The following is a 21,078-nucleotide window of genomic DNA, read 5'->3' on the forward strand; positions in this document are numbered from 1 at the left end:
GACCCGCGCTAGGTGACTGCGTAAGGAGGGCGAAGCGATGGATGCGTTTTGGATCACCGCGCAGGGCTCTGGCAGCGAGGGCGTGCCGGAGCGCGTGTTTCCTTACTGGAGCTTCACCAAGACCGTTCTGGCGATCTGCGCCCTGAGGCTGGCCGAGGATGGCGAGCTCGATCTCGACGCGCAAGTCAGCGACGCGCCCTGTACCCTGCGGCAGCTTCTGGATCACAGCGGCGGGCTGCCCGATTACGGCCCGCTGCCCGCCTACCGCCACGCGGTCGCGGCGGACGAAGAACCTTGGCCGACCGAGACGCTGTTTCGCCGCACCATGGCGCAGGGCGTGCGCTTCGCGCCGGGGCAGGGCTGGGCCTATTCCAACCTCGGCTACATGCTGGCCCGGCAGCACATCGAGACGGTTTCGGGGCAGCGGTTCGGGGCGCTCATCCGAGACATGATTGCCGCGCCGCTCGGGTTGCGGGGCTGCAGGCTGGCCGAAAGCCGCGAGGATTTTGCGCAGGTGCATTGGCCCGCCGCGCGGCGCTATCATCCGGGCTGGGTCTACCACGGTTGCCTCATCGGGACCGCCGAGGATGCCGCGCTGATCCTGCATGCGCTGTTCGACGGGCGGCTTGTGTCAGCGCATAGCCTGACGCAGATGCTCGACCGGCACGAGCTTGGCGGTGCGCTGGAGGGGCGACCATGGACGCTTTGCGGCTATGGCCTTGGGCTGATGACCGGAGAGGTGGGCGCGGCAGGGCGCGCTTCGGGGCATTCGGGGGCCGGACCGTTCAGCGTCAACGCCGTGTATCACTTCCCCGATCTGCCGCGCCCCGTCACCGTGGCGAGCTTCACCGATGGCCATGAAGAGGGCGTTGCCGAGTTTGACGCGCTGCGCATCGCGCTGCGCGAGGGCGGGGCCTGAAAGGCTCAAGGAGCGCACCAAAGAAAAAGGCCGCCCGATCGGGCGGCCCTTCTTGTCTCGAAGAGCGGGTCTGTCAGAGGCCCAGCTTCGCGGCGACGATCTCGTTCACCGCCTTGGGGTTGGCCTTGCCGCCGGTGGATTTCATCACCTGACCAACGAACCAGCCCGCGAGCTTGGGGTTCTGCTTGGCCTTTTCGACCTGCGCCGGGTTGGCCGCGATCACCTCGTCCACCGCGGTCTCGATCGCGCCGGTGTCGGTGACCTGCTTGAGGCCCTTTGCCTCGACGATCTGCGCCGGGTCGCCGCCTTCGGTGTAGAGGATCTCGAAGACGTCCTTGCCGATCTTGCCCGAGATGTCGCCCTTTTTGATCAGCGCGATGATCCCCGCAAGCTGCGCCGGCGAGACCGGGCTCTCGGTGATGTCATGGCCCTCTTTCTTGAGGCGGCCAAACAGCTCGTTGATCACCCAGTTGGCGGCCAGCTTGCCGTCGTTGCAGGCGGTGACCACCTCTTCGAAATAGGCCGAGTTCACCACTTCCGCGGTCAGCACGCCCGCGTCGTATTCCGACAGGCCGAAGTCCTTGACGAAACGAGCCTTCTTTTCGTCGGGCAGTTCCGGCAGCGAGGCGGCGATATCGTCCACCCAGCCCTGCTCGATCTCGAGCGGCAGCAGGTCGGGGTCGGGGAAGTAGCGGTAGTCATGCGCCTCTTCCTTCGAGCGCATCGAACGGGTCTCGCCCTTGTCCGGATCGTAAAGACGGGTCTCCTGATCCACCGAGCCGCCGTTTTCGAGGATCGCGATCTGGCGCTTCGCCTCGTAGTCGATGGCCTGCTGGATAAAGCGCATGGAGTTCATGTTCTTGATTTCGCAGCGCGTGCCGAGGTGGCTGAAGTCCTGCGTCTCCTGATACTTCTCGTACTGGCCGGGACGGCAGACCGAGACGTTCACGTCAGCGCGCAGGTTGCCGTTTTGCATGTTGCCGTCGCAGGTGCCGAGGTAGCGCAGGATCTGGCGCAGCTTCACCACATAGGCCGCCGCTTCCTCGGGGCCGCGGATGTCGGGGCGGCTGACGATCTCCATCAGCGCCACGCCGGTGCGGTTGAGGTCGACGAAGGACATCGACGGGTCCATGTCGTGGATCGACTTGCCCGCGTCCTGCTCGACATGGATGCGCTCGATGCGCACCTTGCGGGCGATGCCCGGCTCCATGTCGACGATGACTTCGCCTTCGCCCACCAGCGGGTGGTAGAGCTGCGAAATCTGATAGCCCTGCGGCAGGTCGGGGTAGAAGTAGTTCTTGCGGTCGAAGGCGGATTTCAGGTTGATCTCGGCCTTCAGACCCAGCCCGGTGCGCACGGCCTGCTCGATGCAATACTCGTTGATCACCGGCAGCATGCCGGGCATCGCCGCGTCCACGAAGGCCACGTTCGAGTTCGGCTCGGCACCGAATTGGGTGGAGGCGCCGGAGAACAGCTTTGCCTCGGTGGAAATCTGGGCGTGAATCTCCATCCCGATCACCAGCTCCCAATCGTATTTGGCGCCGGCAATGACCTTGGGTTTGGGGGGCTCGAAGCTCAGGTCAAGCATGGGGGGTCCTCGTCTCTCAGGTTGCGACGGGGATACGCCAGAGCGGGACAGGGGGCAAGGGTGCAGGCGCCGCCCGGTGCGGGCTGCAGGTGGATGCCGGTTTCGGTGAAGATCACGCTGCGCCCGCGCGCCACCTCATCGGCGAAATATTCGGCCAAAGCCGAACGGGCGCGGCTGGTGCCAAGCCGTAGGGCGGCGGCCGGATCGGCGCAGCCAGGCAGGCGGCGGGCGGCGGTCCAGATCTCGGGGTGCACTTCGCGCAGGTGGTCCTGCACGATCCAGTCGAAACAGCCGGTGATCCGGGCGCGCGCCGAGGCGGGCGGCGCGTCCCCGGAAAGCGCGAGGCCGCAGTAGGCGGCAAGCTTGTTGGCCATGTGCTGGCCCGGGCGCGCCTCGAGGATGTCGTGAAGCGCGGCGACGAAATACTCGGCCTCCACATGCGCAAAGCCCGCGGGCTGCTGTGCAAGCACATCCCACCACATCCACGCATAAGCGCCGCTGCCCCAATGCGCGGCGGTCAGCATGGCCATGCGCCGCGCCGCCCGGTCGAGCGCGGGCCAAGAGCCGAAACGGGCCGGAGACAGGTCGACCCCATAGGCGCGCAGATGCGCCGGGCAGTCTGGTTCGGCGGCGACGAGCGCCTCATATTCGGCGGCGAGCCGCGCCTCGGGGCAGGGCATGAGTTCGATCACGCGGCAGCGCGCCGCCGCCAGCGCCGCCGAGCCCAGCCTGCGCGGGTCATGCGGGCGCAGGGTCATGAGCGCGGCCTCTAGGTGCTCCAGCGCGGCGGCGGACCGTGCGGCATCGGGATCCGCCGTGCCCGGCGCCCCGCGGAAAAGCGCCGCGACCTCTAGCTGCGCGCTGGCGAGCAGCAGCGCGCGCCACGGCGCCTCGACCGTCGGGCCAAGGGCAGTGGCCCAGTCGCGCAGCACCTGATGCGCCGCCCCGCTGTCGCCAGAGCCGGTGGCGCGCCGGGCACAGGACATCCTGTCGGCAAAGGCCCCCTCGCAGAGCAGCCGCGCCACGGGCATGCCAGCGGGGGTGCGCTCGTGCCCGAGGTCGGCGGCGCGCAGCATCTCTGTGAGGTCGTCCCAGCGCTCCTGCCGGGCGAGGCGGCTGGCCTGCTGGCGGTAGGTGTCCCGCGCCTGCGTCTCGGGCGCGGGGCTGCGCAGGGGGAAATCAATCGCCAGCGGCGGAGTCGCGGCATTCTCCTCAGAGGCTGATTGGCCACCCGTCGTATCTGCCTCCCGCTGCGGCGCGCGCCCTGCCAAACTGCCCAGCCGTGCGAGCATCCGGGGCGGCGGGAGAGGGTGTTTGGGGCGAGAAGGATCATGGCGCATGACCCAAAAACTGCCGAGGGATTCGGGCGGAACGGCGGCGGACCTCCGCTGACGCAATGGCGAATTGTTCGAAATTTAAGGAGTGTTGCGGGGCCGCTGTAGACAAGAATCCTTCGGAGATTCAACCATTTCCCGGCGCGATCGGCGATCCGCCGCCCATAGTTGGCGCAAAGGGTTGTCGGAAATGTCCGGGATGGGCAAGTTTCGCCTCATGCTGAACCGTTTCATTCCAGCCCTTGCGGCGCTCATGATTGTGCCATCGATCGGATCGGTGGCGCAGGCCAACACGGGCCCTTCGTCCGTCGCTCAGGCCGCGCTCGCGGTCGCGGCGCCCACGATGCCCCGGGTCTCGCCCCATGCGATGCCCGACGCTCCGGAATCGCTGCAGGCGGTGTCTGTGTCGCGGCGCCCGCTGGCGCGTCGCGTGGCCATCCCGAAGGCCCGCTGGGGAACCTCCGGCGGGCGCAGCACCTGGTCGCTGGCGGTGCTTTCGTCGCTGCGCGGCCCGGCCAATGCGCTTCCCGACGTGGTGCCCGCGGATATCGACACGTGGTGCCCGGCCTATGAAAGCGGCTCGCGCGAGCAGCGCGAGGCATTCTGGCTGGGTCTCGTCTCGTCGCTGGTCAAGCACGAGAGCACCTTCCGTCCCACCGCAGTTGGCGGCGGCGGCAAGTGGATCGGCCTGATGCAAATCCTGCCGTCGACCGCGCGCCTCTATGGCTGTCAGGCCACCAATGTCGAGGCGCTGAAGAACCCGCGGGCCAACCTCGCGTGCGGGTTGCGCATCATGGCGCGCACCGTGGCGCGAGACGGCGTGGTCAGCCAGAACATGCGCGGCGTGGCCGCCGACTGGGGTCCGTTCCACTCGCGCAAGAAGCGCGAGGACATGATCGCATGGACCCGCGCACAATCCTATTGCACCGGCATGGGCCGCTCGCTGCGTCCGGTCGAGCGTCCGGTCAGCCTGCTGCCCGGCATCATGGCGTCGAACGAGCCGGGTCCGGCCACCAGCCCGCTGGAGCATTCGCGCTCGCTCGATGCAAGCTATGCACATGCGTTCTTCTCGACGCAGGGCCGCCTGCTGGAAGACGACAAGTGATCTGCTGAAGATCGTTTCAGAGTAAAAACGGGCGGAGCCAGAAATGGTTCCGCCCGTTTTACATTTGCAGCCCACCGCACTGTTGAGGTGCAGCTGGGCTTGACCGCGCGCAACGGGCGCACGCCACTGAGCGGGTATCCTTCTTCGGACCAGTCTAAGCGACAGGGCAAGAGGAGGAGACCCCATGTGCAACTTCATACGCAACGCGTTCGTGATGGCGGGCGCGGCATTTGCCAGCCTGACGATGGCTGCCGGTCCGGGGCAGAGCGCGGGCATGAGCCTTGGTGAGTTCGAATATATGAACAGCTGCGCCGCCTGCCATGGCGCCAAAGGCCAAGGTGACGGCCCGATTGCCAAATTTCTCGAGACGCAGACCTTGCCCGTTCTGACAACGCTGCAGCAGAACAATGGCGGCGTCTTCCCGGTGCAGCAGATCTACCAGATCATAGAGGGCAGCGAGGATGTGAGCGTCCACGGTGCGCGCGACATGCCGGTCTGGGGGCAGCGGTACCGGGCACGGGTGAACGACTCGGGCGAAGATTTCGATTTCGGTCCCGCCGAGACGGAGGCCTACGTTCGGACCCGCATCCTTGCGCTGATCGAGTATCTCTCGACCATGCAAGAGGAGTGAGGGGCGGGCGCTCGGCTGAGAGCGTGGCAACGCGTTACCGGCGGCAGAGCCCGCCGCCGGTGGTGTCTGAAGCGCTCAGCGCCCGCCGCCCACGTCGAGGATGCTGCGCGTGACATAGCCCGCGCGGTCCGACAGCAGCCACAGGATGCTCTCTGCGACTTCCGTGGCGGTGCCGGCGCGACCCAGCGGCGGGGTATGGCCGATGCGCGCAAGCCGGTCGGGCTCGCCGCCCTTGGCGTGGATGTCGGTCTCGATCAGGCCCGGACGCACGGCGTTCACCCGGATGCCCTCGGGGGCCAGCTCATCCGCCAGCCCCAGCGTGAACGTGTCGATGGCGCCCTTGCTGGCGGCATAGTCCATATATTGCCGCGCAGACCCCAGACGCGCGGCCACCGAGCTGACGTTGACGACGCCGCCGCCCGCGTGGGCGCGCATGTAGGCCACCGCCTGCCGCGCTACCTCGAAGGCCCCAAAGACATTCACCTCGAAGACCCGGCGTACCCGGTCCGGTGTCAGATCGGCGAGCGCCCCGGTGGGCGCGACGATCCCGGCGTTGTTGACCAGATCGAGCGGCCCAGGCGTCAGCGCGGTCAACTCGGCGAACAGCTTCGCCACCTGCGCAGGGTCCGAGACATCGGCGCCGACCACATGCGCCTCTGCACCTTGCGCGCGCACCTCCTCGGCGACGCGCTCGGCACCGGCCTTGTCGCGCCCATAGTGCACCACGACGCGCTCCCAGCCGCGGGCGGGAGCGAGGCGGCAGCAGGCCGCCCCGATGCCGGCGCTGCCGCCGGTGACCAGCAGCAGGCGGCTCATGACAGCAGCCGCGTGACCATTTCGGTCACGTCCCGCGACAGGCCCGGCTTGGCGGCGATGCGCTCGAGCTGCGCCTTCATCAGCCCGCGGCGCGTCTCGTCATAGCGCTTCCACGTCTGGAAGGCCGAGCACATGCGCGCCGTGGTCTGTGGGTTCTTCTCGTCGAGCTTGATCAGCCAGTCGGCGAGCAGTTGGTAGCCCGCGCCGTCGATGCGGTGGAACCCGGCGTGGTTCATCGCCAGCGCGCCCATCACCGCGCGGAAGCGGTTGGGGTTCTTCATGTCGAAGTCGGGATCCTCGGTCAGCGCCTTGGCGCGGTCGGCGGTCTCCGAGGGGCCAGAGGCCGCGACCTGCAGGCCGAACCATTTGTCCATCACCAGCCGGTCGCCGTTCCACTGGGCGCGGAACTTCGCAAGCGCGTCCTCGCCCGCGCCCGCCTGCACGAGGCAGGCCAGCGCCGAAAGCTGCAGCGTCATATTGTCGGCGGTCTCGAACTGCGCCTTGGCAGCCTCGCCACCGTCGAGGCGGGAGGTCAGTGCCAGCACGGCGGAGCCAAGCGCACGCTTGCCGGATTGCTCGGCGTCGGGCTGGTAGGGCTCGGTGACCTTGGCCTCTTCGGCAAGCTGCGGCAGCAGTTTCGACCAGCGCTCGGCGCGGGTTTTCTTCAGCGTCTCGGTGGCGGTCCAGATCGCATCGGGATCGGGGGTGACGCCGCGCTGGTGCAGCACCTGCGCCAGTTCGGACTGCGTCGGCAGCCCCAGCATCAGCGCGCGATAGGCCGGGTCGAGCGCGCTGTCGCGGATCACTGCTTCGAGCCCGTCGAGCCATGCGGTGTCGGGCTCTGCGCCCTCGGTGATCATCGCCACGAGGCATTCGCGCGCCAGATCGCGGCTCGCCTCCCAGCGGTTGAACGTGTCGGTGTCATGCGCCAGCAGGAAGGCGCGCTCTTCCTTGGAGGTCTCACGCTCCAGCACCACGGGGGCCGAAAAGCTGCGCAGGATCGAGGGCACGGGCTTGGCCGAAAGCCCCTCGAAGGTGAAGCTCTGCTCCGCCTCGGTCAGTTCCAGCACCTTGGTCGGTGCCACCTCGTCGCCATTGGGCGAGAGCAGGCCCACGGCCACCGGGATCACCTGCGGCGCCTTGTCGGGCTGGCCGGGGGTGGGGGGCGTGTGCTGCTTGAGGGTCAGCGTGTAGGTGCCATTCTCGAACGCCTCCGAGACCGCCACATGCGGCGTGCCTGCCTGTGAATACCAGCGCTTGAACTGAGTCAGATCGCGCCCGGTGGCATCCTCGAAGACCTTCAGCCAGTCCTCGATGGTGGCGGCATCCCCGTCGTGCCGCTCGAAGTAGAGATCGAGCGCCTTGGCATAGGCCTCGTCGCCGACCAGCGTCTTGAGCATGCCGATCACCTCGGCGCCCTTTTCGTAGACGGTGGCGGTGTAGAAGTTGTTGATCTCCTGAAAGCTCTCGGGGCGCACCGGGTGCGAGAGCGGGCCCTGATCCTCTGGGAACTGGCGGCCGCGCAGGTCGATCACGTCAGAGATGCGCTTGACCTCGGCGCTGCGCATATCGGAGGTGAACTGCGCGTCGCGGAACACCGTCAGACCTTCTTTCAGGCACAGTTGGAACCAGTCGCGGCAGGTGATGCGGTTGCCGGTCCAGTTGTGGAAATACTCATGCGCGATGATCGCCTCGATGCGCTCGAAGTTGGCGTCGGTGGAGGTTTCGGGCGAGGCGAGCACGGCGGAGGAGTTGAAGATGTTCAGCCCCTTGTTCTCCATCGCGCCCATGTTGAAATCATCCACGGCGACGATGTTGAAGATGTCGAGGTCATACTCGCGGCCATAGACCTCCTCGTCCCATTTCATCGACTTCTTCAGGGCCTCCATGCCGAAGGCGCATTTGCCCTCGTCGCCGGGGCGCACCCAGAGGTTCAGTTCGACCTCGCGGCCCGACATGGTGGTGAAGGCGCCGGGGTGGTTGACCAGATCACCGGCCACCAGCGCGAACAGATAGGCGGGCTTCGGCCACGGATCGTGCCATTCGGCCCAGTCGTCGCCCTGACCCTGCGGGTTGCCGTTCGACAGTTTGACCGTCTCATCGCCTTCGATGCGCACGGTGAAGACCGACATCACGTCGGGGCGGTCAGGGTAGAAGGTGATCTTGCGAAAGCCCTCGGCCTCGCATTGGGTGCAATACATGCCGTTCGACATATAGAGCCCTTCGAGGGCGAAATTCTCCACCGGGGCGATCTCGACCTCGGCTTCCCAGATGAACGCGCCCTCGGGCACGGCGCAGGTGAGGCCGGTCTCGGTGATCTCGGGGCTCACCGGCGCGCCGTCGATGGCAAAGGAGATCGGCTTGAGCTGCTCGCCATGCAGAAAGAAATCCTGCTGTGGCGCGTCGGGGTTGGGCGCAAAGCGGATGCGCGAGCGGACGCGGGTCGCCGAGGGCGCAAGCACGAAGGTCAGATGCACCTCTTCGGCGGTCCAGCCGAACGGGGTGTAATCCTTGAGGTAGATGGTCTGGGGGCTTGCGTCCTTCATGGGCGTCTCCTGGCCTATTGGGGTGGAGGGCTTTGGCCGCGCCGGAACCGGCGCGTCAGCGGGACGTTATGCCCATGAGAGAGGCGCGGCAACCGCCCGCCTCGCGGAAAGTCCGGATGGCACGCCGGATCTCGGTCGGCCCTGTTCCCTCGGGCCGACCGGGCCGCTCCGGAGGAACCACAGGAGGAAGACCATGTCCGCCCCCGATACCAATACCGAGACACAGGAACGTCAGCACCGTGGGCCGCTCTGGGGTATATGGGGCGCCTTGGCCGTCGTCGCGATCCTGCTGGTCTGGTGGCTGGCTTCTGCGCTCAGCGGCGAGGAACCCGATCCGGGGCAGGCGGCTGCACCGGCAGAGGCAGCAGAGCAAGCGGAAACGCCGCCCGCCAGCGACTGACCGAGGTTCGTGACGAGTGATCGCCGCCGTGGGTCCCACCCTTCGGCGGCTTTTTCATGCCTGTCGGTCTGGTGTTGGGCCGTGGCCGTGGCGTTCGCCGGTCACTCGCAGCGGGTGATGCCGTTGGCGTCAGTGGTGCAGGTCTGATTGCCGCGGCGCATGGTGCTGGGCGGGCGCTTGTTGCTGATCGTGCCGCCCCGGTCGACGGTGGGATCGCCGGGGACGATGAAATAGCCGCCGCCGGTGTTGTCGCGCACGATGCCGTTCTTGTCGGTGGTCTGCGGCGCCGTGCGGTGCTCGCGGGTGATGCCCAGATGATCGGTCGAAAAGGTCGACGGTCCGGGGCAGCGGGTGATGCCGTTCTTGTCGGCAACGCAGCCCTTGATCTGCGCGGCAAGCGGCGCAGGCAGGGCGGCGCCCGCGATCAGGGCGAGGGCAATCAGCGACGGCTTCACAATGCGGCTCCCGGTGATGGGCGGGCGCTCAGGCGCGCCCGTCCTCTTTATATAGGGACGTCGGCTCTCGGTACCATGGCGGGCGTCATTCCGCCGCGCGCATGGAACTGGTCGCGCCGGGGCTGCTGCCAGCCGCGTCGGGGTCGTCCCAGAGGATCAGCGGCGCCTTCACCTTGCGCGCCTCGCGCTGCAACGCCCAGTCCCGTGCGGCCCGACTGCCGCGCCCGAAGGAGGCGATCGCGAGCAGCCGCGCCAGCCAATGCGCGTAGGTCGAGAGCCACACCCGCAGCGCTAGCATGGCGGGGGTGAAGACCAGCGTCAGCACCGTCGCCACCGACAGGCCGAAGACCACCGCCGAGGCCAGCGGCTTCCACCACAGCGAGGTCGGCGCGTTGAGCGTGTAGCCGCCGCCGAAGAAGTCGAGGCTGAGGCCGATCATCATCGGGAAAAGGCCCGCGATGGTGGTGATCGTGGTCAGCAGCACCGGGCGGATGCGGTCCTCGGCGGTGCGCACGATGGCCTCGAGCCGGGGCATGTAGCGCGAATAGTCCTGAAAGGTGTCGATCAGCACGATGTTGTTGTTCACCACGATGCCCGCCAGCGCCACCACACCGGTGCCCGACATGATGATCGAGAAGGTCTGGTCGAGCACGATCATCCCAAGGAACACCCCGGCGGTCGACAGGATCACCGCCAGCAGCACCAGCACCGAATTGTAGAAGCTGTTGAACTGCGCCAGCAGGATGATGAACATCAGACCCAGTGCCGCGGCGAAGGCCTGCGTGAGGAAGGCTTGGCTTTCGGCTTCCTCTTCTTGATCCCCGGTCCATTCCCAACTGATGCCATCCGGCAACGGGGCGTCTTGCAGCCATTCGGTCAGCGTGGCGATGCGCTCGTTGGCGGTCACGGGCACAGAGGCGAGCGTGCCCGCCTGCGCCGCGTCGGTGATGGCGCTGGCCGCCACGCCCGCCTCGGTGCTGGTGATGTCATAGCCGGTGCCGCGCAGGCTCACCGCGCCGTCCGTGGCCTCGCGGCCATAGCCAAGCACCGCGCCATCAGAGGTGAATTTCACCAGCCCCTCGGCCACGCCCGCCTTCAGGTCGAAATGGCGCTTGCGGCCTTCGCGGTTGATCTCGGCAAGCTTCGGCACCGGCGTGCGGGTGATGAAATGCGACAGGGGGATCAGCCCCTCGGTGGTGCGCACCCGCAGGTTGTCGAGCGTCGAGAGCACCCGGTTCTCCTCGGGCAGGCGGACGCGGATGTCGATCTCTTCGTCTGAGCTGTCCACCGGCATGGTGTCGAGCGTCACGCCGCGCGTCACAAGCTGCACCATGGCACCCACGGTGGCCACATCGGCGCCGTAGCGTCCGGCCTCTTCCACGTCGACGTCGATCTGCCAGTCGATGCCGGGCAGGGGACGGGTGTCTTCGATGAGCCGCAGCCCGGCGGTGCCGTCGAACTGCTGCCGCGCGGTGCCCGCGGCCGCCAGCAGATCGTCCCAATTGTCGCCCTTGAGCCGCAAGTGCACCGGCTTGGCCGAGGCGGGGCCCATGGCGAGGTTGAGGATCTCGGTCTCGACGCCGGGGATGGTCGACAGGTCCTCGGTCAGTTCGGCCAGAACGATATCGCCGTCCAGCTCGGGCTGGTTGCGGCGATCTTCCCACGGCACCACCTCAAGCTGGATCTGCCCGATGGTGTCGGTGGGCGGCTGCGCGCCGCCGGTGTTCGACTCCAGCCCGCCGTCGCCAGCAAAGGAGAAGGCAGTCTCGATGCCGGGGTGCGCCAAAACGATCTGCTCGGCCCGTTTGACCAGCGCGTCCTTCTCGGCCAGCGAGAGGTTGCCGCGGGCGCGGACATAGACAATGGCCTGCTCCGGCTCGCTTTCGGTGAAGAACTCGGTGCCGTTGTTGTTCTGCCCGTAATAGCCGAAGACCGAGATCACGAAGAAGATCACCGCGCCGATGGTCACCAGCGGCATCACCGGGTTCCCGGTGACCAGCTGGATCACCCGGCCAAAAATCGTGCGGCGGTAGGTCTTGCGCACCTTGGTGCGCTTGCGCTCGATCTGCGCGGCGTCGAGCGTGATCGAAGCCATGACCGCCGAGATCAGAAAGATCACGATGCCCGGTGCCCGTGCGCCGCGTCCTTCGATGAGGGTGAAGCCAAGCAGCGAGGGGTTCAGCACCAGCAGCGCCCCCAGCAGCATGCCCCCCAGCGCCAAGGGCACCAGCGCCGCGCGCATGGGCCATGTCTTCACTAGCTTGCGCAGGCCAAGCGAGGCATTGTGCAGCAGGCGCGAGAACCGCCCCGAGACGCCGCCCATCACCGGCAGATAGACCAGAGCGACGATCAGTGAGGCCGAGAGCACAAAGATCAGCGTCACCGGCAGCATGCCCATGAATTCGCCCGCCACCCCCGGCCAGAACAGCATCGGCAGGAAGGCACAAAGCGTGGTGGCGGTGGAGCTGACCACCGGCCAGAACATCCGTTTGGCCGCCTCCACATAGGCGTGCATCGGCCCGACGCCTTCCGAGATGCGCTTGTCGGCGTATTCCACCACGACGATCGCGCCATCGACCAGCATGCCCACCGCAAGGATCAGCCCGAACATCACGATGTTCGAGATGGTGATGCCCATGACCGCCAGCAGCACGAAGCACAGCAGGAACGAGGTGGGGATGGCAAAGCCCACCAGCAGCGCCGCGCGGGTGCCGAGCGAGCCCAGCACCACGATCATCACCAGCGCGATGGCGGTCAGCACCGCGCCTTCAAGCTGGCTGACCATGGAATCCACGATCCGCGACTGGTCGTTGCTTTCCTCGACCACCACCGTGGCGCGCAGCTCTTGCGGCCAGCCGTCCTGCGCCTCGGCAACGGTCTCGCGCACCGCCGCCGCGGTGTCGATGAGGTTGTAGCCCTTGCGCTTGACCACCTGCAGCGCCACCGCCGTATCGCCGTTGAAGCGCGCGGTGCCGGTGCGGTCCTCGAAGGTAAGGCGAATGTCGGCAAGATCGCCCAGCGTCACCACCCGGTCGCCGTTCACCTTGATCGGCAGATCGAAAATGTCCTGCGGCTCGCGGAAGCTCGATGGGATTTTCACCGAGAAGGTGCCGCGCTCGCTGCGGACTTCACCCGCGGCGATGAGCTGATTGTTGTTCTGAACGGTCTGGATCAGCTCGTTGGCGGTGACGTTGTAGCTTTCCAGCTTCAGCGGGTCGATCACCACCTCCAGCATCTCGTCGCGGTTGCCCGCGATGCCCGCCTCCAGCACCGAGTCGAGCGCCTCGACCCGGTCCTGCAGATCCTTGGCGACACGCGCCATGGTGCGCTCGGGCAGGGGGCCGGTCAGCGAGACAATGATGATCGGAAACTCCGAGAAGTTGATCTCGGAGATCGTGTATTGCTCGGCTCCTTCGGGGAATTTCGCCTCGGCCTTGGTCATCGCGTCGCGCACTTCGGCCATGGTCTCGGTGCGGTTCCAGCCGAACTCGAACTCCATGGCGACACCGGCGTAGCCTTCGGAGGCGACGCCGCTGATCTTGTCGAGACCGTCGATGTCGGAAAGCTCGGTTTCCATCGGCTTGACCAGCAGCGTCTCGGAATCCTCTGCCGAGATGCCGGGGAAGGGCACCGAGACGAAAAGCGCGGGGATCTCGATGTCGGGCTCACCCTCTTTGGGCAGAGTGGCATAGGCAAAGGCCCCGGCGACGATCGACAGCACGATGAAGGCCAGCACCATGCGGGCGCGTTGCGCGGCCCAGTCGACGATGCCGGTCATTGGCTCATCTCCTCCGGGATGATCTCTTGATAGCTCGGAGCCACCGGCACGCCATCGGTGACATATTCCTGCCCCAGCGTGATCACGTCCACTTCATCGGGCAGCCCAGCCACCCAGACCCCCTCGGGCGTGTCGCGGAGGATGCTGACGGGCACGAATTGCGCGGTCAGCTCGGCGCTTACAATGCGCAGCCCCATGCGGCCATCGTCGTTCAGCGTGAGCGCGCTTTGCGGCAGCAGATGCGCCATGGCACCGGCGGCTTCGATCAGGATGCGCGCGGTCTGCCCGGCGCGCAGTTTCAGATCGGGGTTGGCCAAAGTCACCTCGACGCGGAAGGTGCGGGTGGTCTCATCGGCCTGACGCGACACAAAGGTCACCTCGCCCTGCCACATCTCGCCCGCGATCGGCGCCCCGGCGCGCGCGCCCAGCGTGACGCGGGTGATGTCGGCCTCGGGGGCGTAGCCCACCAGCCGGATCGGATCGAGCTTCAGCACATGCGCGCAGCTGGCGTTGCCGGTGGTGCTCATCAGCAGGCCAAGCTCGGCGGTGTCGCTTTCCAGCACGCCCGCGAAGGGCGCGGTGATGGTGAGATTGTCCACCGCCTTGCGGGCGCTGGCGACGGCGGCTTCGGCGCTCTGGATCGACGCTTCGAGGCTGTCGGTGCCGGCGCGTGCGGCTTCGAGCCCGGCCTCGGCGCTGCGGACGCTGGCCTCGGCGGCGCGCATCTTGGCCTCGGCAGAAGCGACGGTGGTGCGCGAGGAATAGCCGCCCTGCGACAGCTCGCGCGCGGCGGTGAGGTTGATCTCGGCCTCGGCCACGGCGGCCTGAGCCTGCGCCAGCACCGCCTCGGCCTCGGGCAGGGCGGCCTCGGTTTGCGGGCGCTGCGCGCGGGCCTCGGCAAGCCGGGCTTCGGCCTCGGTGAGCGCCGCGCCGGTGGTGCCGGGGTCGAGCTTGCACAGAACTTCGCCCGCGTCGACCATCGTGCCCTTGGGCAGCGGTTCGGAAATCACCCGGCCACCTGCCTCGGCCAGCACCTCGACCTCGCGCGAGGCCTGCGTCTCGCCGCGCAGCAGCACGGCATCGTCGATCTCCTGCGCTTTGGAGTGGCGCGCCATGACCGCCACCGCCCCGGGCTCGGGGGGCGTCGCCTGCGGCTCTTGCGGCGCATCGGTGGCTGCGGTGCTGTCGGAGGTTTGCGCAGCACTGCCTTCCGGCGCGCCGCCGCGCGCCCAGCCCATCAGCCGCTCGCGGTCGAGCACCACCGCGTAGAGCACGGCGGCAACCACAAGTGCGGTGAGAATAGAGATGAGTTTCATGCTGGGCTTCCCGTGTTCGCTGCCGCGCCAAGGCGTGGCAGGGCGGTTGCCCCAGTTGCGCGGGGCCGCGCGGAGATGTGACTGAACTGACCAGTTCAGAATACGGTATTTTGGAAACCGTTCAAGCGGCGTTCTGCCACGCCTGCCCAGTCTTCGGCGGAGCTGGGGATGTGGCAATGGCTGCGCGGGCTTGGCCTTGGCAGCCTGCGCCAGCCGCGTTAAGAGAGGGCAACATTCGAAAGACGAGGCAGCCCGTGAGCAATACCGACAGTTTCATCGATGAGGTGACCGAGGAGGTCCGTCGCGACCGGCTCTTCGCGCTGCTCAAGCGCTATGGCTGGGTTGGCGTCGTGGTGGTTCTGGCCATCGTCGGCGGCGCGGCATGGCGCGAATACAGCGCGGTGCAGCGGCAAGCGCAGGCGCAAGCCTTTGGGGACGCGCTGCGTAGCGCCATCGACACCGACGCACCGGCGGATCGCGCCGAGGCGCTGCAGGCGGTGACCGCACCAAGCCCGGAAGGCGCCGCCGTGACCGACATGCTGGCCGCCAGCGAGCTGGTCAACGCTGAGGACCCCGCAGCCGCCGCCGCGCTGCTGGAGCAGGCGGCCTCGGAAGAGGGGCTTCCCGAGATTTACCGCGAGATCGCAGCCTTCAAGGCGGTCAGCCGCACGGATTCGGGCCTGTCGGACGATGAGCGCCGCGTGCGTCTCGAAGCGCTGGCCGTGCCCGGCAAGCCGCTGCGTCTGCTGGCCGAGGAACAGCTTGCGCTGCTCGACATCAAGGCGGGCGACAGCGACGCGGCCCTCGAAAAACTGCAGCGTATCCTGCAGGATGCCGAGATCACCGCGGGCTTGCGCCAGCGCGCAACGCAGTTGATTGTGGCGCTCGGTGGCGAGCCCGATGCGGGCTGAACCGGACCGCGACGCGGCAGTGACAAAGTTTGACGGGAGCAGTGTTTTGCGCATCACCACGATTTCCGCGGCGCTTTTGGGGCTGACGGCGCTGAGCGCCTGCGAGCGTCCCGAAGCGGTGCTCACCGGCGAACGGCTGGGTGTCCATGAGGTGCTTGAGGGCGGCTCGGCAGAGGCCACGCCCACCAACCGCGCGGCCCCGGTCTCGGTCGGCGCGGCCACCGGCGGGCTTGCGGCGCAAAGCCCGGTCTCGCCCTTCGCGCGCAGCAACCACGCGGCGCTGTCGCTGCCGCTGCAGCAGGTTTTCGCCACGTCGATCGGGTCGGGCGATGGTAAGCGGGCGCGGCTCAACGTCGATCCCGTGGCCGCAGGCGGGCGCATCTTCACAATGGACTCGGGCCACACGGTCAGCGCCGTGGGAACCAACGGCAGCGTGCTGTGGCAAAAGAGCATGGTGCCGAGCCGCGATCAGGCGAAACAGGCGCAGGGCGGCGGTCTCGCGGTCGAGGGCAATCGGCTCTACGTGGCCTCGGGCTTTGGCAAGGTGAGCGCGCTTGATGTCGCCACCGGCGCCGAGGTCTGGACGCAGCAACTGGGCGGCACGGCCACCGGTGCGCCGACAGTGCGGGGCGGGCTGGTCTATCTGACCTCCGGCGATTCCGTCGGCTGGGCAATCGAGGCCGACACGGGCCGCGTGCGCTGGCGCATCGACTACCCCGAGGATTACAACAATGTCGCCGGGGCCCCGGCGCCTGCGCTCGACGGCGAGATCGTCGTTTTTGCCTTCGGATCGGGCGCGGTTCAGGCGGCCTTCCGCCAGGGCGGGCTGCGGCGTTGGAGCGCCGATGTGGCGGGCAGCCGCACCGGCAGCGCGCTGGCGACGATCACCGATATCACCGGCGATCCGCTGATCTCGAACGGCAAGGTCTATGTGGGCAACCACTCGGGCCGTGTTGTGGCGCTGAGCCTTGCCAGCGGCGAGCGGCTGTGGACGGCGCGCATGGGCGCGCTCGACCCGGTCTGGCCGGTGGGCGATTCCGTCTATCTGGTCTCGGATCAGAACCAGTTGGTGCGGCTTAACGCGGACACTGGCGCGCAAATCTGGGCGGTTGACCTGCCGGGCTACGAGCCGGTGCGGCGTCCGCAGAAGCGCCGCGACAGCGCCTTTGTGCACCACGGCCCGATCCTTGCGGGTGGGCGGCTGATCGTCGCCTCTTCGGACGGGGTGCTGCGGGCCTTTGATCCGGCCTCTGGCCAGCTTGTGGGCACCACGCCGATCGAAGGCGGCGCGACCACGCGCCCGATTGTTTCGGGCGGCACGCTCTATGTGGTCTCGGGCGACGGCACGCTGCATGGCTATCGCTGAGCGTCGACCGCATACGGCAAGAGATAAGAAAAGGGCGTTCCCAGCGATGGGGACGCCCTTTTTCTATAATGGCGGGTGGCCGCCGCAGTCTGGGTGTCAGCCCCGCGCGGGCCTCTGGCGGCAGCGCTCCAGCATCGGCAACAGTTCTTCGCGAAGCTCGGCACTGTCGGGGCTGTGGCGGTATTCGAAGGCGCTTTGTCCGGGCTGCAAATGCGCCGCCATCTGCTCTGCGCCCGTGGAATAGACCAGCACGTCGGCGCTCGTGATCTTGGCGCGCGCCGCCTCGCTTTCGTCGCCGCGCACCACCATGTCGAGCCGTGCCAGATGCGGGGCGTAGCGCAAAAGATTGGCTTTCATCATCGACACATAGGTGGGGAAATAGGAATAGCCCACCACCGCCGCAGTGGGCGGGATCGCCGCAAGCGCGACGCGCGTCGCCTCATTCGGCAGGACGGTCAGCCCCAGAACTTCGATGTCCGGAAACAGCGCGCGCGCCTGCGGCAGCAGGGTGCGCGGCGTCAGGACCAGATCGTAGCCCTGCGGCGGGTCTTCGGAAATATCGTCGAGGATCGCTGTCTCGATGCTGTCGCCAAGCGGCAGATGAGGGCGCACATCGGCGGCATAATCCCGCGTCGCGGCGGTGAAATTGCCCAGCATGAGCAGACGCAGCGGGCGCTCGCCGCTGGTGCGGTCCATGCCGATGCGGGTCGCCAGATCGTCGCGGCTGATGCCGCAGTCCCGCGCGAGGGCGATAAGCTCGCTGATCGCCTTTTCCAGCGCGTGGAATTTCTCGGGGTCGGCCACCGGTGCGTTGCGACTGACAAATGTGCCAGAGCCCACGCGCCCCTCCAGATGGCCCGCGCCTTGCAGCGCCGCGTAGACGTTGCTGACCGTCACCGGCGAGAGGCTGAGCTTGCGCGCCATGCTGCGCACCGAGGGCAGGCGGGCCCCAATGGGAAGCTGGCCGGAGGCGATGCCAAACTCCAGTGCACCGCGCAACTGCTGCGGAACGGGAACGCTGGACTCAAGATCGATGGCGGCGGCGATGCGGGTCAGCGCTTCGTCAAGTTGGGCCTGTTTACTGGTCATCGGAGTGCATTGGTCAAAGCGAGGAAAATGGGCAAGCGATGCATAGAGATATATTTTTTATTTTGAATGCGAAAGATCTGTAAAGCTGAAGTTTAACACGTCCGGTGTCGAAATATTGTCGCAATACCGGTCAGATGGGCCCGACAAAAGGCTTGGCGGCACAGGAATTGCAGGAAAAAGGGCGCCGCGAGGGCGCCCTCGAAACTATCTGCAGATTCGTAGCGGTCAGACCAGACCTTCGGCCTGCACCCATTCCCAGCCACGGTCGAGCGCCTTGCCGAGCCGCGCGAGGATCTTGTCGATGTCTTCCTCGGTGACGATCAGCGGCGGGCAGAGCGCGACTGTCTCATAGACCGCGCGCAGGATGAGGCCCTCTTCGGCGCAGAATTTCACCACCTGCGGGGCGACCTTGCCGCCGGGCTCGAAGCTCTGGCGCTTTGCCTTGTCCTTGGCCAGTTCGATGCCGCCGATCAGGCCGACGCCGCGCACTTCGCCCACCAGCGGGTGATCGGCAAACTTGCGCAGACCTTCCTGGAACTTGGCTTCGAGACGGGCGGCGTTGCCCATCAGGTCCTGCTCTTCGATGATCTTGAGGTTCTCAAGACCCACGGCGCAGGCGACGGGGTGGCCCGAGCCGGTGAAACCGTGGCCGAAGGTGCCCAGCTTGGCGGTGTGATCGGCGATGGTGTTGTAGACCTTGTCGTTCACGATGATCGCGGCGAGCGGCATGTAGGACGAGGTCAGCTGCTTCGAGGTGACCATGATGTCGGGGGTGAAGCCATACTTCTCGCAGCCGAAGGGGGTGCCGCAGCGACCGAAGCCGTTGATCACCTCGTCCGAGACCAGCAGGATGTCATACTTGTCGCAGAGCGCGCGGATGCCCGGCCAGTAGCCCTCGGGCGGGGTCATCACGCCGCCAGCGCCCATCACCGGCTCGCCGATGAAACCGGCGATGGTCTCGGGACCTTCCGCAAGGATGGTGTCCTCGGCCTCTTTCAGCAGGCGCGCGGTGAAGTCGGCCTCGGTCTCGCCTTCCTCGGCCCACTTCCAGTAGTGCGGGCAGGTGAGGTGGGTCACCGGGATTGCCGGCAGGTCGAAATCCTTGTGGTTCGCCGGCAGGCCGGTGAGCGAGCCCGAGGCGATGGTGATGCCGTGGTAGGCCTTGTTGCGGGCGAGGAACTTCTTCTTCTCGGGGCGGCCAAGGGCGTTGTTGTAGAACCAGACCATCTTGATGACGGTGTCGTTCGCCTCGGAGCCCGAGTTGGTGAAGAACACGCGGTCCATGCCCTCGGGGGTCATCTCGGCCAGCTTCTCGGCGAGGCGGATCGAGGGCTCATGCGCCTTGTGGGCGAAGGTATGGTAATAGGGCAGCTCGGCCATCTGCTTGGCCGCCGCTTCGGTCAGGCGCGGCTGCGAGAAGCCCACGGCGACCGACCACAGGCCCGCGAGCCCTTCGATGTATTCCTTGCCTTCGGAATCGTAGACGTGGACACCCTCGCCACGCGTGATGATCATCGGCCCCTGTTCCTCATGCAGACGCATGTTGGTGTAGGGGTGCATGCTGTGCGCGATGTCCGAGGCGTGCAGCGAGTTGGGGATCTTGTTCATGTCATATGTCTCCGAATTCCAGATGCGCGCCGTCAGGCCGCGCGCGGGTCCTTGCCGAGGAAACCGCCCATGAAGGCGGCGAGGGATGTGGGCAGATCGGGCGAGAGATACCCGCCTTCCTGTACGATCACCGTGGGGAGCCCCGCCGCGGCAATCCGGCGTCCGGCTTCGGCGAAACCATCGAAGCTGACCTTCATGCCGTCAAGGGGGTCATTTTCATGCGCGTCGAGCCCGAGGCTGAGCACCAGCGCGCCCGGCGCATAGGCCTTGATCCGCTCCAGCCCCTGATCGACCGCGGCAAGCCATGCCTCCGAGGTGGTGCTGCGCGGCAGCGGCAGGTTGAGGTTGAACCCCTGACCGGCTCCGGCGCCGGTTTCGTGGGCATAGCCGGTGTAGAACGGGTAGTAGTCATGGGTCTCGGCGTGGACCGAGACCATCAGCACATCGGCGCGGTCATAAAAGATCGCCTGCGTGCCATTGCCGTGGTGCACGTCGATATCCAGCACCGCCACATGTTCATGCGCGGTGCGCAGCTGTTGCGCGGCGATGGCGGTGACATTCATCAGGCAGTGACCGCCCGCCACATCGGCGGTGGTGTGGTGCCCGGGCGGACGGCACAACGCATAGGCGGCGGGGGCGCCGTCGATCACCGCGTTGGCCGCGGCCACGGCGCAATCTGCCGAGCGGCGCGTCGCCTCCCAGCTTTTCGCGCCGATCGGGGCAGAGGTGTCGGACATGTGCCAGCCCGCACGGGCGATGATCGTCTCGGGGTAGGTGGTCACTTCGCCGCGCGGAAAGACGTTAGGCACAACCTCGGGCCCGGCGTTCGGCAGCTTCTGCCATTCTTCCCAGCCGGTTTCGAGAAAGCGGACGAACTCGGGCGTATGCACCGCCTCATAGGCGGCGCGCGGCGCTTCGGGCGGGGTCTCGGCGGTCAGATCGAGGCGCGACAGCCCTTCGAGCAGCAGCTTGGCACGTTCGGCGCGCTCGGCGTTGCGCACGACGGTGCCATGGGTGAGGCGGAACTGCGGATCATGACCTTCGGTTTCGGGAGCGTAGAAACATCTCATGGGCAGTCGGGACCTCCGGTCTTGCAGTGGCATTCTGTCCCACGTGGTAGCGAGTCGAATGTGGATTGTCGACAATTCTACGGAGGTGCCACCCCGAAAGCACACCCGCTGCCTGCTTCGCGGGCAACGGCAAAGCTCTGGACGCT

16 protein-coding genes are annotated in these 21,078 nt (G+C 67.0%); 6 read left to right on the top strand and 10 right to left on the bottom strand.

Annotated features, from left to right (window positions below):
• The first annotated feature begins 37 nt into the window (after nucleotides 1-37).
• Complete coding sequence (locus tag AYJ57_RS12755) at nucleotides 38-919, top strand: serine hydrolase domain-containing protein (protein ID WP_066105854.1); 882 nt, start codon at nucleotides 38-40, stop codon at nucleotides 917-919.
• Nucleotides 920-992: 73 nt separating this feature from the next.
• Here AYJ57_RS12755 and gatB read toward each other — a convergent pair whose 3' ends face one another.
• Together gatB and AYJ57_RS12765 are read right to left on the bottom strand one after the other, a co-directional pair.
• The gene (gene gatB, locus AYJ57_RS12760; RefSeq protein ID WP_066105856.1) at nucleotides 993-2,507 is read right to left on the bottom strand and encodes an Asp-tRNA(Asn)/Glu-tRNA(Gln) amidotransferase subunit GatB; all 1,515 of its coding nucleotides are present in this window, start codon (nucleotides 2,505-2,507) and stop codon (nucleotides 993-995) included.
• Nucleotides 2,495-3,799 carry a hypothetical protein gene (locus AYJ57_RS12765; protein WP_083191238.1) on the bottom strand — a complete coding sequence of 435 codons (1,305 nt, stop codon included), beginning with the start codon at nucleotides 3,797-3,799 and terminating at the stop codon, nucleotides 2,495-2,497. The genes gatB and AYJ57_RS12765 overlap by 13 nt, the downstream gene beginning before the upstream one ends.
• A 241-nt stretch (nucleotides 3,800-4,040) precedes the next feature.
• Here AYJ57_RS12765 and AYJ57_RS12770 point away from each other — a divergent pair, with 241 nt between their 5' ends.
• Both AYJ57_RS12770 and AYJ57_RS12775 read left to right on the top strand, forming a co-directional pair.
• A complete protein-coding gene (locus AYJ57_RS12770) occupies nucleotides 4,041-4,946 on the top strand; it encodes a lytic transglycosylase domain-containing protein (protein ID WP_237220154.1) in 906 nt (301 codons plus the stop codon).
• Between the two features lie 184 nt (nucleotides 4,947-5,130).
• A complete protein-coding gene (locus AYJ57_RS12775) occupies nucleotides 5,131-5,577 on the top strand; it encodes a c-type cytochrome (protein ID WP_083191239.1) in 447 nt (148 codons plus the stop codon).
• Nucleotides 5,578-5,652: 75 nt separating this feature from the next.
• On the opposite strand, the gene AYJ57_RS12780 is transcribed toward AYJ57_RS12775, so the two are convergent.
• Together AYJ57_RS12780 and pepN are read right to left on the bottom strand one after the other, a co-directional pair.
• Nucleotides 5,653-6,393: an SDR family oxidoreductase gene (locus tag AYJ57_RS12780; RefSeq protein WP_066105859.1), complete on the bottom strand. Its 741-nt coding sequence runs from the start codon at nucleotides 6,391-6,393 to the stop codon at nucleotides 5,653-5,655.
• On the bottom strand, nucleotides 6,390-8,939 hold the full coding sequence (gene pepN, locus AYJ57_RS12785) for an aminopeptidase N (RefSeq protein WP_066105864.1): 2,550 nt from the start codon (nucleotides 8,937-8,939) through the stop codon (nucleotides 6,390-6,392). Before pepN ends, AYJ57_RS12780 begins: the two co-directional genes overlap by 4 nt.
• A gap of 193 nt (nucleotides 8,940-9,132) precedes the next feature.
• On the opposite strand from pepN, the gene AYJ57_RS12790 reads away from it, so the two are divergent.
• Nucleotides 9,133-9,339, top strand: a complete 207-nt coding sequence (locus AYJ57_RS12790; protein ID WP_066105867.1) for a hypothetical protein — start codon at nucleotides 9,133-9,135, stop codon at nucleotides 9,337-9,339.
• Nucleotides 9,340-9,440: 101 nt separating this feature from the next.
• Here AYJ57_RS12790 and AYJ57_RS12795 read toward each other — a convergent pair whose 3' ends face one another.
• From AYJ57_RS12795 to AYJ57_RS12805, 3 genes are all read right to left on the bottom strand, one after another.
• On the bottom strand, nucleotides 9,441-9,794 hold the full coding sequence (locus AYJ57_RS12795; RefSeq protein ID WP_066105870.1) for a hypothetical protein: 354 nt from the start codon (nucleotides 9,792-9,794) through the stop codon (nucleotides 9,441-9,443).
• Between the two features lie 85 nt (nucleotides 9,795-9,879).
• Entirely contained in the window at nucleotides 9,880-13,572 is a 3,693-nt protein-coding gene (locus AYJ57_RS12800) for an efflux RND transporter permease subunit (RefSeq protein ID WP_066105874.1), read from the bottom strand.
• On the bottom strand, nucleotides 13,569-14,888 hold the full coding sequence (locus AYJ57_RS12805) for an efflux RND transporter periplasmic adaptor subunit (RefSeq protein ID WP_066105876.1): 1,320 nt from the start codon (nucleotides 14,886-14,888) through the stop codon (nucleotides 13,569-13,571). The genes AYJ57_RS12800 and AYJ57_RS12805 overlap by 4 nt, the downstream gene beginning before the upstream one ends.
• Nucleotides 14,889-15,142: 254 nt before the next feature.
• On the opposite strand from AYJ57_RS12805, the gene AYJ57_RS12810 reads away from it, so the two are divergent.
• Nucleotides 15,143-15,799: a tetratricopeptide repeat protein gene (locus AYJ57_RS12810; protein WP_066105879.1), complete on the top strand. Its 657-nt coding sequence runs from the start codon at nucleotides 15,143-15,145 to the stop codon at nucleotides 15,797-15,799.
• Nucleotides 15,800-15,845: 46 nt separating this feature from the next.
• On the top strand, nucleotides 15,846-17,165 hold the full coding sequence (locus tag AYJ57_RS12815) for an outer membrane protein assembly factor BamB family protein (RefSeq protein WP_066105882.1): 1,320 nt from the start codon (nucleotides 15,846-15,848) through the stop codon (nucleotides 17,163-17,165).
• A gap of 96 nt (nucleotides 17,166-17,261) precedes the next feature.
• On the opposite strand, the gene AYJ57_RS12820 is transcribed toward AYJ57_RS12815, so the two are convergent.
• From AYJ57_RS12820 to AYJ57_RS12830, 3 genes are all read right to left on the bottom strand, one after another.
• A complete protein-coding gene (locus AYJ57_RS12820) occupies nucleotides 17,262-18,254 on the bottom strand; it encodes a GntR family transcriptional regulator (protein WP_066105885.1) in 993 nt (330 codons plus the stop codon).
• 225 nt (nucleotides 18,255-18,479) lie between these two features.
• Nucleotides 18,480-19,862 (bottom strand): aspartate aminotransferase family protein, encoded by a 1,383-nt coding sequence (locus tag AYJ57_RS12825; RefSeq protein WP_066105888.1) that lies wholly within the window; start codon nucleotides 19,860-19,862, stop codon nucleotides 18,480-18,482.
• A gap of 32 nt (nucleotides 19,863-19,894) precedes the next feature.
• Nucleotides 19,895-20,932: a histone deacetylase family protein gene (locus tag AYJ57_RS12830; RefSeq protein WP_066105890.1), complete on the bottom strand. Its 1,038-nt coding sequence runs from the start codon at nucleotides 20,930-20,932 to the stop codon at nucleotides 19,895-19,897.
• Nucleotides 20,933-21,078 lie beyond the last annotated feature (146 nt).

Origin of the sequence: Salipiger sp. CCB-MM3 (assembly GCF_001687105.1) — a bacterium.
GTDB lineage: Bacteria > Pseudomonadota > Alphaproteobacteria > Rhodobacterales > Rhodobacteraceae > Salipiger.

Bases quoted from the DNA above. Each gene is read 5' to 3' on its own strand.
- AYJ57_RS12755 (WP_066105854.1), top strand. From the start codon at position 38: ATGGATGCGTTTTGGATCACCGCGCAGGGCTCTGGCAGCGAGGGCGTG.
- gatB (WP_066105856.1), bottom strand. From the start codon at position 2,507: ATGCTTGACCTGAGCTTCGAGCCCCCCAAACCCAAGGTCATTGCCGGC.
- AYJ57_RS12765 (WP_083191238.1), bottom strand. From the start codon at position 3,799: ATGCTCGCACGGCTGGGCAGTTTGGCAGGGCGCGCGCCGCAGCGGGAG.
- AYJ57_RS12770 (WP_237220154.1), top strand. From the start codon at position 4,041: ATGGGCAAGTTTCGCCTCATGCTGAACCGTTTCATTCCAGCCCTTGCG.
- AYJ57_RS12775 (WP_083191239.1), top strand. From the start codon at position 5,131: ATGTGCAACTTCATACGCAACGCGTTCGTGATGGCGGGCGCGGCATTT.
- AYJ57_RS12780 (WP_066105859.1), bottom strand. From the start codon at position 6,393: ATGAGCCGCCTGCTGCTGGTCACCGGCGGCAGCGCCGGCATCGGGGCG.
- pepN (WP_066105864.1), bottom strand. From the start codon at position 8,939: ATGAAGGACGCAAGCCCCCAGACCATCTACCTCAAGGATTACACCCCG.
- AYJ57_RS12790 (WP_066105867.1), top strand. From the start codon at position 9,133: ATGTCCGCCCCCGATACCAATACCGAGACACAGGAACGTCAGCACCGT.
- AYJ57_RS12800 (WP_066105874.1), bottom strand. From the start codon at position 13,572: ATGACCGGCATCGTCGACTGGGCCGCGCAACGCGCCCGCATGGTGCTG.
- AYJ57_RS12805 (WP_066105876.1), bottom strand. From the start codon at position 14,888: ATGAAACTCATCTCTATTCTCACCGCACTTGTGGTTGCCGCCGTGCTC.
- AYJ57_RS12820 (WP_066105885.1), bottom strand. From the start codon at position 18,254: ATGACCAGTAAACAGGCCCAACTTGACGAAGCGCTGACCCGCATCGCC.
- AYJ57_RS12825 (WP_066105888.1), bottom strand. From the start codon at position 19,862: ATGAACAAGATCCCCAACTCGCTGCACGCCTCGGACATCGCGCACAGC.
- AYJ57_RS12830 (WP_066105890.1), bottom strand. From the start codon at position 20,932: ATGAGATGTTTCTACGCTCCCGAAACCGAAGGTCATGATCCGCAGTTC.